This window comes from Nostoc sp. ChiQUE01b (assembly GCF_034531255.1).
In the GTDB taxonomy this organism is placed as follows: domain Bacteria; phylum Cyanobacteriota; class Cyanobacteriia; order Cyanobacteriales; family Nostocaceae; genus Nostoc.
In genome coordinates, this window is record NZ_JAVRBM010000144.1 from 1 (window position 1) to 11,520 (window position 11,520).

Sequence of the window (11,520 nt, forward strand, 5' to 3'; positions counted from 1 at the left end):
ATGCCTGCATTTGTTGCAGATGTGCTTGGTCTATATTAATACCTTGATGATTCAACTGGGATTGAAGGTCATGGCAGTTACGCCTAAAGGTTCATTTACCAGTGGCGCAATCGCGCTATTGTTTACAAAATTAATAATTTTTAGTTAGATTGAAGTTTGCTATGAGTAAGGATTTTCCAGAAATAGCCTATAAATAATCACTTTGACTTGATTCTCTTCGATCATTGTGATTTTACCCATTGCATGACAAATTGTGAACCATAGTGTGACCAAAAATTCACGTCATTTCAAGGTGAAGTGTATGACTTTAAGGAATTGTTTGCCGCAATGGCAGGCTTTTACTTTAATTTGAGTCAGGCAATCTTATCCTTCCACCGACACTCAACTAAAATTGTATAGAGACTAACGCCAATCTCCTAGTAAAACAAATGATGCCCAAAAAGCTGGACTGTTATAACGAGGATCGCGCAAGAGAGATACTTGAGCGCGACGAAGTGCTTCAGCTTTTGTCGCTTCATTAGTAACCCACTCCCGATAAAAGCGATTCATTAAAAGCTCAGTAGCTTTGTCATCAATAAACCAAAGAGATGCTAAAGTGCTTCTTGCTCCAGATATTACAGATGCTCCAGCAAGACCTAAGGTTGCACGACTATCTCCAGCAGCAGTTTGGCTAGCGCCAAGGACAAGTAACTCAATTGTACTAAATTTTTGTGAATCGTTAGGTCTCAAAATATTATTAAAATCTTGAAGATTAATAAATCCATCTGAAGCCAAAACAAAAGTATCCTCAGCACGGGAACTAAACTGCCCATAAGTAGCTAAATGAATAACTGAGAATTGCATTAGATTAACCAGCTTTTTCAGATTTGAGCGAGTAAAATTTTCATTCAAAAGTAATCGGCTTGGCACTATGGATGCAATTTTATTTAATTCCGATTCTACTGCTGGGATTGGAGGAAAATTTGAGAACCCTACAGGTGGTTTTGTTAGTCCAGCAAGCAATACTTTGATTTGACTATTTATTAAATATCGTCGGGTAGAAGGGTATAATAAATATAAACCTGTAGTAGAAGCGACTGAATATTTTTCTACAAGATATTGTTCACCGTTATAGAGAACCGACATTGGGATATTTGCCAAGGGGCCATCCACTTGAAAAACAAGTGTGTTAATTCCTTGTTGTTTTAATTCAGATTCAATTGGTTTAATTAGCCAATTATATATTTGTTGCGATTGGGCTTTGATTGCTTGAGTTGCAGTAGGATTGACAAGATTTTTTCGCAGTTCAACGATAATTTTTTCTATTTCTGCTTGGGAAATCTTAGTACTATAATGCCGCAGGGGTTGCTTAGGAATTTTTACAATTACTTGGAGTTCTTTAGGAAGAATAAATGTATAAAAAATGGCAGATGTAGGCTCATCACGATCTACAATCATATCTAGTGCTACTTTCTGGTCTCTCAGATAAACTTTTTGGAATAAGTTATCTAATTGGGCTAGTTGCAATGCTTCAATTCGCTGGCGTACTTTCTCTAATATTTTTTCATCTGTTTTTCCTTGTTGAGATTGCAGTAATAACTCTACTGACTCTCGATAGATAGGTTCAACACTATCTCGGAAGTTAAATTGTACATCTTGATTGAGTGCCGCTAAGTCAAAGCGGAGAGATTTGAGAGTATCCACAGCAGCATCATAAGCAGCGATCGCACCATTAATATCTTTTTGTGCCCAGAGCAATCTACCTAACTGCCATTCCAAGGTATAGGTAATTTCTGGTGCATTACTACTCTGTGCCAAAGCTAATCCTTGCTGGGTAAGGTCTTGCGCCTCTGACCACTGTCTGGTTTCTTCGTACAAGCCGCCTAAACTCTTCAGAGCATAAGCCTCTGCGCGCTTGTCTCCTAAACTGCGGGATTGCTGGATGGCACTAGCGAGTAATTTTGCTGAGTCTTTTGTACTTAATCCTGAGTAAGAACTCTGACTTGATGCTTGTAATACACCACTCGTGACTTTTGCTAAACTTTGTGAAAAGTTAACCTGAGCGTAAATACTCGCACGGCTGAGAGGGAGTTGGTCGAGTTGGGACTCAATCAACGGTAAGAGTGTTTGAACCTTTGCCCATTGTCGATCTTCAATAAGTAGTCCCAAGAGATTTAGTTGCGCTTGGACTTTTGTTAGGGGTGAGGGAGATACTTCGACTGTTTGTTGATAATAGGCGATCGCCTCTGGCGTTTGGTCTTGTTTACGGGCATTATTCCCCAAGCTGAACAGACTAGCCGCAATATCAGCGCTTGATTGCAGGTTTTGAGCAATCATCAGACTTTCTTCTAGCGCTTGGTGTGACTTTTTCAAATCGCCTAATACCAAAAGGGCATCGCCGAGCGATCGCAAACTCACTGTCTTTTCTATAGAGTCTGGTTGAGATTTTAACGTCTGACTAACCTGATCGAGTGTTTTGACAGACCGAGTGTAAAATCCTTGGGTTTGCCACGCCTGTGCTTGATTGATTAGCGATCGCACCACGCCAGTTTTATTATCTGTTTGTTTGTAAATTTCTTCTGTCTGCTGCCAAGTTGCCAAAGCCGCTTCGGACTGTCCCATTGCCAATTGCAGACGACCTTGAATATCTAGTGATTGGGCAAATAGTTGCAGATTTTGGTTTTTATCCTGTCCTTTGAGTAAATTTAAGCTCTCTGTAATTGCCTGCTGCGCCTGACTCCATGCACCGAGTTGCTGGTAAGCTAGGGAAAGATTACTCAGTGTCGCTGCTAATTTGAGGCTCTCCCCTTGCTGCTTATATATTTGGACAGCCTGTTGTAACACTTCTACAGCTTTGGCAAAGTTGCCAGTACTGTATAATACCTTGCTTTGCTCCAAAAGAGAATCTGAATGCAAATCTATCCGATCTATCAAGATTGCATTAGTGGTAAGTACATCTGTTGGGCTAGATGGCAAACCACCGCGACCAGTTATGACAAATGAACTGTTTGAAGAAGTCGATTGCTCAGAGCGATTTTGCGCCATAAATGAACGCTCATTAATTTTTATCTCCAAAAGACTCAAGCCAGTGCGTGAACCCGCAGAAAGTTCTGCGCTAAGACTTTCAATTAAAGGATTGAGTTGTAACTGTTGCAGTGCTTCTAACAGACGCTCCCGATTCAGAGCTTGCGAGGTAGCTACAGATAACCGACCACGAATATAGCTAGGGTTGATCCGACGAGTTCCTGTAATTTTGATATCCTCTAACTTACCTTCAACCACCTGAATTTTTATGACACCGGATTGGATTGTTTGGGGTGGTATATATGCACCAGAGGTAATGTAACCATTTTGGACGTATAGATCAGTGATTTTAGAACTTGCTTGATACACTTCAGTTATTGAGATCGGTCGTTTGGTAAATTCAGCAGTAGCTTTGGCTAACTCTTCGGCACTGAAAACTGTGCTACCAACAACTTCAAACCGTTCAACAATAATAGTTTGAGGAAAGTTGCCAGGAAGTGGTTCTTCAGGTGTGGGAGTTGGGGTAGAGGGTGGAAATAGTTCTGCTGGTGGGGGGAGTGGCTGTGGCAGTTCGGGTGAGGGAAGTGGGGAAGGCGTGGGTGGTTGAACATCCTGTGGTGGTGGAAGAGAATTACCGTTTGGTAGTTGTACGGTATCAATAACTTGCGCTTGCAGGGGTTTGCTAGTCGCGCCACTAACCAACACAAATATACTTAGATACAACCAAAGCACTGTACGCTTTTTAGGGTATTTATCGGTCATGATATAAAGTTACACCATTAAATCTAGAAAACTAAGGTAAGCAAGTATTAACAGTAGCCAAAGCAAAAAATATAATTTTGAGAATGCACATGAGATTCTACTGAGCCTTGAAGGGTTATTTTTCTGTATCGTCAGACAGGACAGATGTGATGTAATTATTTTAGTAAAGCACTTGGTGTTTCTACTTTTTAGTTTAAATTTTCTTTTTTCAGCTTTAACTAGACCAAAACTGTCCATGAGTCACCCAATAAGCAATCTGTATCAGGTTGGGGGGAGCTTGCCAGCTGATGCCCCTACCTATGCCACACGTCAAGCAGACGAAGAACTCTATGAAGGACTAAAGGCTGGAGAGTTTTGTTATGTTCTTAACTCTCGCCAAATGGGAAAATCCAGCTTGCGGGTACAGACAATGCAAAGATTGCAAGCTGAAGGAATTGCCTGTGCAACAATCGATTTGACTGCTATTGGAAGTCAACAAGTTACTGTAGACCAGTGGTACGCAGGGATCGCCCGAAACTTAGTGAGTAACCTCGGTATTTCAAATACTTTCAACTTACGTGCTTGGTGGCGTGAGCATAATTTGCTCTCACCAGTTCAAAGATTAAGTGAGTTCATTGAAACTGTAATATTAATATCGATCTCATCGACAAAAATTGCGATTTTTGTCGATGAGATCGATAGCGTTCTCAGCTTAAGTTTTCCGATTGAAGATTTTTTTGCCTTAATTAGGTCTTGCTATAACAAACGTGCTGACCAACCTATTTATCAGCGACTTGCATTTGCATTGTTTGGAGTGGCAACTCCCTCAGATTTAATTCAGGACAAAAACCGCACTCCCTTTAATATTGGGAGAGAAATCGAACTTAATGGATTTCAGTTACATGAATCCCAACCTCTAGCTCCAGGATTGGCAGTGAAAACCAATAATCCTCAGGTAGTGCTTGAGGCAATATTAGATTGGACTGGAGGGCAACCTTTTCTTACACAAAAGCTTTGCCGACTGATCTTTGCTGCTGAGTCGTCTATCCCCGAAGGTAGTGAAGCACTCTGGGTTGAAAATCTGGTTCGCGAGCAAGTGGTTGAAAATTGGGAATCTCAAGATCAACCAGAGCATTTAAAGACAATCCAAGACCGTCTGCTGAGAAATAGGCAGCTTACAGGACGACTGCTGGGACTTTACCAGCAAATATTACAACAAGGCGAAGTGATAGGAGATGACAGTCTTGAGCAGATGGAATTACGGCTGTCAGGTTTGGCAGTGAAGCAGCAGACAAAGTTAAGAGTCTACAACCGTATTTATGAATCGATATTTAATTTCAGCTGGGTTGATAAAGAACTAGCAAATCTGCGCCCCTATGCTGAATCACTTGCAGCCTGGGTCGCTTCCGGTTGTCAGGAAGAATCTTGGTTACTGCGTGGGCAAGCACTGCGAGCGGCTCAGTCGTGGGCAGTAGACAAAAATTTAAGTAATCAAGATTACCGTTTTTTGGATGCCAGTCGTGAGCTTGAGCAGCAAGAAGTTGAGAGAAGGCTGGAGGAGGAGCAAAGGGCTAAAGAAATAGCTGAGCAAGCAAATCAAATTTTGACTGAAGCACAACAGAGAGCAGAGTATGCCTTAACTGAGGAAAGAGAAGCAAATCATCGCTTAACGGAGACACAACAAAAAACACGAAGAACAATTCGTAGAGGGGCAACAGTACTAGCTATAATCTTTGTTCTAACTGTAGCATCAGCACTCGTAGCAGGTACGGTTCTTAATGAGGCCCAACAAAAAGTCGACCAAGCCAACAAAAAAGCCTCTCAGGCTGATCGAAAAGTAGCTGAGGCAAATAATAGCATTGCAAAAAGAGACAGGGAGATCAAAGAACAAAAGAAGGAAGGGGAAGTGGCAAAGCAGAAAATTGAAACCGCTAAACAGCAGTTTCTAGCTGCAAATCAGAAAGTGCAGATCGCTAATCAAAAAGTTCAAACTGCGAATCAGAAACTACAATCTGTTAATCAACGATTTCAAGCTGTCAATCAGAAATTACAAGCCGCTAATCAGCAGGTTCAAGCTGCAAATCAGAAAGTTCAGTTTGCAGAGAAAACAGCAGATAAAGCAGAGCAAATACAGTTGCAAGCTCAGGTTAGGCTTCAGCAAACCAAAACTAGTCTCCAAAAAGCAAAGGAACAACTAGACAACAATGTAGAAGGTTCACGGTTAGCGGAAGCTGGAGTTGATGCTTTACGACAGTTTGATAATAAAGATAAAGAAATCGAAGCTCTCTTGGCTGCAATGCATAGTGGTTACAAGTTAAAAACACTTTTTAGAAGTGTTCTTTCAGCAATAGAATACCCAACAGTTAGCCCAATATTTGCACTTCAACAAATTCTTGACAATATCCATGAGCGGAATCGTCTACTAGATAATTCAGATCAAGCCATAGACGTACACTTTAATCCAAATGGACAAAACCTTGCTACCGTGGGTGAAAGCGGTATTGTTTATCTGTGGGACAGAACGGGACGGCAATTAGCACAATTAGGATCTGGTATTGTAAAGTATAGTCCAGACGGTCAGCAGTTGGCCACACTTGAGACAGATGGTTCTATCCGCTTGTGGAATCAATCAGGAAAACAAATTAAACAACTTCAAGGGCATCAGGGTAAAATCTACAACATAGAGTTTAGTCCAGATAGCAAGCAATTAGCAACGGTAGGAGCAGATAGTACTGTCTTACTATGGGATCGTACAGGACAGAGGGTAGGACAACTCAAAGGGCATCAAGGTCGAATCTACAGTATTCAGTTCAGCCGAGATAGTAAGAAATTAGTTACAGCAGGAGATGATGGTGTTGCCCGGATCTGGAATCGTTCTGGGCAGCTAGTGGCAAAATTGCCAGGATATCAAAGTCCAGTTATTAACGCACAATTTAGTCCTAATGGACAAATCATTGCCACTTTGGAAGAAGATGGTAAAGCTCGCCTTTGGAATTTATCGGGACAGCAAATAGCCCAATTGCAAGAAAATAGCGAGGCGATCGCTTTTCTACAGTTTAATGCAAATAGTCAACAAATACTGACACGCGCGATAGATGGCACTGTTCGCCTTTGGGATAAATCTGGACACAAGAGTAGTCAATTGGAGGGAGATATAAAGCGAATCTTAACAGTGCAATTCAGCGGGAACGGTCAACAGTTAGTGACCTTAGAAGAAAATGGTATAGCTCGCCTTTGGAATAGATCCGGAGAAGAAATCACTCAGCTTATAGTACATCAGGGTGAAATTTTGAGTGTTCAATTTAGTCCCAATGGGCAATATTTATCTACTGTAGGATCAGACGATACTATTCGCCTATGGAATCGATTTGGACAAGAGGTGAGACAACTCAAAGGACTCCAGAGTCAATCTAATAATGTACAATTCAGCCCCGATGGTCAGCAAATAGCTACTTTTGAAAAAAATGGTATTCTTCGCCTTTGGGATTTATCTGTTAACCAGCTAGAACAATTTAAAGAGCAACAGGATAAAGTTCTGGATGTGCAATTTAGTCCTGATGGTCAACAAATAGTTACTTTGGGAGAAGATGGTGTCGTGTATCTGTGGAGCAGAACTGGAAAGTTAGGTCATATATTACAGAAAGTCCAAGATAAAGCTCTGGATGTGCAATTTAGTCCCGATAGTCAGCAATTAATTGCTAGACGAGAAGATGGGACTGTCCAAATTTGGAATAAATCTGGACAACAGGTAGCGCTACTACAGCTAAAACAAGACAAAATTACTGACGTCCGATTTAGTCCTAACGGACTACAAATCATTACATTAGGAGAGGATGGTAATGCTCAGTTCTGGAACAGAGCGGGACAAAAAGTTAATATACTGCAAAAACCAAAAGAAGAAAAAATTTGGGATGTGCAATTCAGTCCAGATGGACAGCAATTAGCTGCTCTAGATACTAATGGCACTGCTCACCTTCTAAATCAGACAGGACAAGAGACAAGACTGTTGAAGGGATTGATCGCTGGCTTACGATTTAGTCCAAATAGCAAATACTTAGCTACTTTAGAAACAAATAGTACAGTTAATTTGTGGAATACTTATGAACAGAAGACAATTCCACTTCAAGATAATCAAATAATTAAGAATGAAGAAAAAGATCAGCAACACAAACCCCAAATAATTTGGAATATTAAATTTAGTTCAGATAGTCAGTATTTAGCTGCTTTTGGAGAGGAAACAGTTATCTTCTGGGATTTATCAGGAAAGCAACAACCAGAATTTCAAGGTCGCGAAGAACCTATCGCTGATGTACAGTTTAGTCCCAACGGACAAAGTTTGATAACTCTAGGGAAAAATGGTAGTGCGCGACTGTGGAGGATAACTAAGGAACCAAAAACGCGATGGGAACAAATAACACAATTTAGAGAACATCAAGGAGCAGTGATTGATGTGCGGTTTAGCCCGGATGGGCAATATATTGCCACAGCAGGTGAAGATGGGACGGCGCGAGTCTGGGACTTGCTTGGACGGCAGTTAGCACAATTTAACGGGCATCAGGGAAGTGTAACTAATGTTTTGTTTAGCCCTGATGTACAGCAACTGGCAACAATACAAGCAGATGGTACTGTCCGATTGTGGGAGATTAATAATTTAGATCAACTGCTGGCACGAAGCTGTAAATGGCTTTACTACTTCTTCAACAACCCAAAGGCTAATCTTACCCCAGAAGACCGTCGGCTATGTATCGATCAAAAATACAGGGAAGTAGCAGAACCCGCACCCGGTTTACACGTTGATATCAAAAGCGATCGCAACAATTCACAGCATTAGTGTCTACTTGGATAAAACTAGAACATCGAGACCCCAAGAGCTTGATCGTGTTTACAGTACTTCTTTCAAGTAGGGTGATAGATTAAATAAGATGAAAAAATAAATACAATCTGCATAGTATATATTTACATCCATTGTGTCTAAAAGCATACGGAGCTTAACTTGTGAAGCGTATCGTTGAATTTCCTTTTGAAAGCGGCGACTCGATTCTTGTAGAAGTAGATGAGCCAGGGCAAACTGATGATCGTATTGGTCTGCGAGATGAGATTATTCAAAAAGCTCAAAAAACTTTTGAGTCTGCTCTGGATCAAATCAAGCCCATAGCAAATGTCATTATGACTAAAGTAAATAGCCTAAATCAGCCTGCGGACGAAGTGGAAATCAAGTTTGGGATCAAAATGAGTGCAGAACTTGGAGCAGTCATTGCTTCTGGTAATAGCGAAATCAATTATGAGATCACTTTAAAGTGGAAACGGGAACCATAAGATGACCTTAACCGTGGAGTTATCAGTTGTCAGAATTTACTCAAACAGCGGCAAAGTTGTTGGTGCTGGCTTCTTGGTTTCTCAAAAATACATCCTTACCTGCGCCCATGTAGTAGCAGACGGTTTGGGAATTGCCAGAAATACAGCCGAAATACCTAATGCACAAGTCCGTTTGGACTTTCCGTTATTAGCAGCGAAACAGTTCTTCACAGCCAAAGTAATTTTTTGGCGGCCTGTTAATCCTGATGAATTTGCTGAAGATATTGCGGGACTGGAGCTAGAAACCTCTCCTCCTAATGGCGTTCAACCAGCACGATTGGTATCATCAGAAGATTTATGGGGGCATCCTTTCCGAATATTGGGTTTTCCAAAAAACCAACCTAATGGGGCTTGGGCTTCTGGTGAAATAAGGGCAAAACTGGCCAACGGTTGGGTGCAACTGGAGGATATAAAACAACAAGGTTATTCATTAGAGCCAGGTTTCAGTGGTGCGCCAATATGGGATGAGCAGCTACAGGGTGTAGCAGGAATGGCAGTAGCGGCGGAAATGGAGCGGGCAACAGCTAAAGCGGCGTTTATTATTCCCACTCAGGTACTGATTAAAGCATGGTTAGAGTTGAGTGAGCAAGTTTTTTCCATAGAAACGGTAGGACAACAATGCTCAACCATGAAACCAGCGAGTAAAAACACTAAAGTTTTTATCAGTTATCGTAACAAAGACCCAGATTTAACCTTGTCCCAGCAGTTTTATAAAGCCTTGAAAACGGCTGGGTATGAAGTATTTATGGCGGGGGAAAGTATTCGACTAGGTGAAAACTGGCCTGAGCGTATAGATAAAGAATTGGAGCAATCTGACTACTTTCTACTGCTGTTATCTCCTGATTCTGCTACCAGTGAAATGGTGACAGAAGAAGTAAGGCGTGCGAAGCAGTTGCGAGATTTACGTCCTGACCATAAACCAGTAATTTTGCCAATCCGCATTAATTTTCCTCTGAACTCGCCGCTCAATTATGACTTACGGGGTTATTTACAAAGAATTCAACAGCGAGAGTGGAAATCATCTGCTGATACACCTAAAATTCTGCAAGAAATATTGGCAATTCTGGCAGAAGGTCGTGAACCAGCCCCTACAGAAGAGGAGTTAACAACAACGCCCTCTGCTGAGGAAAGCCTTGAATGCCCACCTTTACCAGTGGCAGAACCTGAATTACCAGAGGGTCAGGTGGATCTGGCTTCTGCTTTTTATGTGGAACGCTCTCCCATAGAATATGATTGCTACGAAACTATTTTGAAGCCTGGTTCTCTCATCCGCATTAAAGCACCACGGCAAATGGGTAAAACTTCACTGATGGCGCGAATTCTTTATCGAGCTTCACAAAAAAATTCTCTAGCTGTATCTTTGAGTTTTCAACTAGCAGATAGTAAAGTGTTCGCAGACTTGGAGCAATTTTTGCGCTGGTTCTGTGTCAGTGTCAGTCGAAAACTGCGATTGCCAAATCGGTTAACAGATTACTGGGACGAAATTTTTGGCAGCAAGGATAACTGTACAGTATATTTTGAGGAGTATCTCTTAGCACAAATCAGTCAACCCTTAGCTTTGGGCTTGGATGAAGTCGATTTATTATATCAATACCCTGAAATTGCTGGTGACTTTTTTGGACTTCTACGCGCTTGGCATGAGGAGGCAAAGAATCGGGATATATGGAAGAAATTGCGATTGGTAGTAGTACATTCAACAGAAGTTTATATTCCGATGAATATGAATCAATCGCCGTTTAATGTTGGGCTGTCGATTGAGTTACCTGAGTTTAACATCAAGCAAGTGCAAGATTTAATATACAGGCATGGACTAAATTGGAGTTCTACTCAAATTGAGCAACTGATGGCGATGGTTGGGGGCCATCCTTATTTGGTAAGGGTTGCACTTTATCTTATTGCACGGCAAGATAGCACACTGGAACACTTGTTACAACTTGCTCCTACAGATGCTGGGCCTTTTGGCGACCATTTACGACGCCACTGGTGGAATTTGAAACAACATCCTGACCTAGCAATGGGAATGAAAGAAATTGTTGCAACAAATGCACCAGTACAGTTGGAGCCAATACAAGCCTTTAAATTAAAAAGCATGGGGTTGGTGGAGCTAGAAAACAATCACGTTTTACCCCGACTCAGCATATACCGTCAGTATTTCCGCGATCGTGCAGCTTCTCTGTAAATGAATAGCCTTCAGCTGTCTTCATGAAGATAGCACAAAACTCAGTTCAAGTATAAAATGTTACTTATATTTTGATGTGTATCTCAGTAGAACGTGAGTTCGACGGAACTAAAAAATGGCAGGAGGTAGTGCAGGCAAATCTTTTGGGTAAATGTCAATGGAGGGTTTTTTAGGCAAATAGGTATAAGTGTAGCGACCTGCAATTATAAATCACCCGACCTGCAATCATCGTTGTTTTCAGC

At 41.4% G+C, this 11,520-nt stretch carries 4 protein-coding genes; 3 read left to right on the plus strand and 1 reads right to left on the minus strand.

Features of this window, described 5'->3' with window-relative positions:
- Positions 1-402: 402 nt before the first annotated feature.
- A complete protein-coding gene (locus tag RMY63_RS40060) occupies positions 403-3,765 on the minus strand; it encodes a CHAT domain-containing protein (RefSeq protein WP_322733987.1) in 3,363 nt (1,120 codons plus the stop codon).
- 235 nt (positions 3,766-4,000) lie between these two features.
- On the opposite strand from RMY63_RS40060, the gene RMY63_RS40065 reads away from it, so the two are divergent.
- From RMY63_RS40065 to RMY63_RS40075, 3 genes are all read left to right on the plus strand, one after another.
- Positions 4,001-8,575 carry an AAA-like domain-containing protein gene (locus RMY63_RS40065; RefSeq protein WP_322733988.1) on the plus strand — a complete coding sequence of 1,525 codons (4,575 nt, stop codon included), beginning with the start codon at positions 4,001-4,003 and terminating at the stop codon, positions 8,573-8,575.
- A gap of 164 nt (positions 8,576-8,739) precedes the next feature.
- A complete protein-coding gene (locus RMY63_RS40070) occupies positions 8,740-9,060 on the plus strand; it encodes a CU044_2847 family protein (RefSeq protein ID WP_322733989.1) in 321 nt (106 codons plus the stop codon).
- Position 9,061: 1 nt separating this feature from the next.
- Positions 9,062-11,278 carry an AAA-like domain-containing protein gene (locus tag RMY63_RS40075; protein ID WP_322733990.1) on the plus strand — a complete coding sequence of 739 codons (2,217 nt, stop codon included), beginning with the start codon at positions 9,062-9,064 and terminating at the stop codon, positions 11,276-11,278.
- Positions 11,279-11,520 lie beyond the last annotated feature (242 nt).

Excerpts from the sequence above, each read along its gene's own strand:
- RMY63_RS40060 (WP_322733987.1), bottom strand. The coding sequence starts at position 3,765 with ATGACCGATAAATACCCTAAAAAGCGTACAGTGCTTTGGTTGTATCTA.
- RMY63_RS40065 (WP_322733988.1), top strand. The coding sequence starts at position 4,001 with ATGAGTCACCCAATAAGCAATCTGTATCAGGTTGGGGGGAGCTTGCCA.
- RMY63_RS40075 (WP_322733990.1), top strand. The coding sequence starts at position 9,062 with ATGACCTTAACCGTGGAGTTATCAGTTGTCAGAATTTACTCAAACAGC.